1 protein-coding gene is annotated in these 804 nt (G+C 44.8%); it reads right to left on the bottom strand.

Translation table 11 applies throughout. The features are described from left to right. Nucleotides 1-112: 112 nt before the first annotated feature. The coding region (locus IEW93_RS21875) for a group II intron maturase-specific domain-containing protein (RefSeq protein ID WP_268237070.1) at nt 113-804 on the bottom strand (692 nt) is incomplete at its 5' end.

Raw genomic sequence — 804 nt, 5'->3', positions numbered from 1 at the left:
TGTCGGATAGGCGACACCTGTTACCAAGTGCCGCCCTCCTAAGAACCGTACGTGCAACTTTCACTGCATACGGCTCAAGCCTCCACTAAGGCGTGTTCTGTTACCCAGCACCCTATATCGCAGCCAAGACGGGTTCGAACCATGAGTTTCTACCTTCCTTTGCCCGCTTGCGCGTACCTAAGTAAGCTGCATATTCGGGGTCGTAAGGTGTCGCTGCACTCCTGATTTTCACATGTCTTTGTATTAGCGTTTGAGCTATTTGGACAAGGTTAAACCGACAATCCATGTTCGCTATTTTCTGCCAACCATGAAATTGCCACTGTCCCTTATCATCCAAATAATATTTACGCCTCACCCAGTCTTTACTTTTAGACGGATGACGCCTAACTGCCCAGCGCCATAACAACCAGAAAAGTTGATGGCCTACATAACCGAAAACTTGCTTAGCAACACAATGGCGATAATAGTTCGCCCACCCCCTCAGTTTCGGATTCAGTATTTTGATTAAATCGTTAACGGGTATTGTTGGATGTTTTCTGATGAATTCACGTAAGTTGCTCAGAAATGACAGAACGTTGCTCTTGCTCGGTTTAATGAGCAGTTTGCCGTTGTACTTCCTGATATTGAATCCCAGAAAGTCAAAACCATCATTGATATGAGTAATGTGTGTTTTCTCATCAGAGAGTGTTAAGCCCCTTTCCTGTAGAAAGCCAATGAGTTGCGGCTTGATTTCATTAACTAGGACTTCTTGCGAAGAACCTGTGATGACAAAATCGTCTGCGTATCCGATAAAGTTGACCCTAT

This window comes from Shewanella inventionis, assembly GCF_014641855.1.
Taxonomy (GTDB): domain Bacteria; phylum Pseudomonadota; class Gammaproteobacteria; order Enterobacterales; family Shewanellaceae; genus Shewanella; species Shewanella inventionis.
Note: the sequence above shows the minus strand (reverse complement) of the source record. Positions and strands in the feature narration are given on the sequence as shown.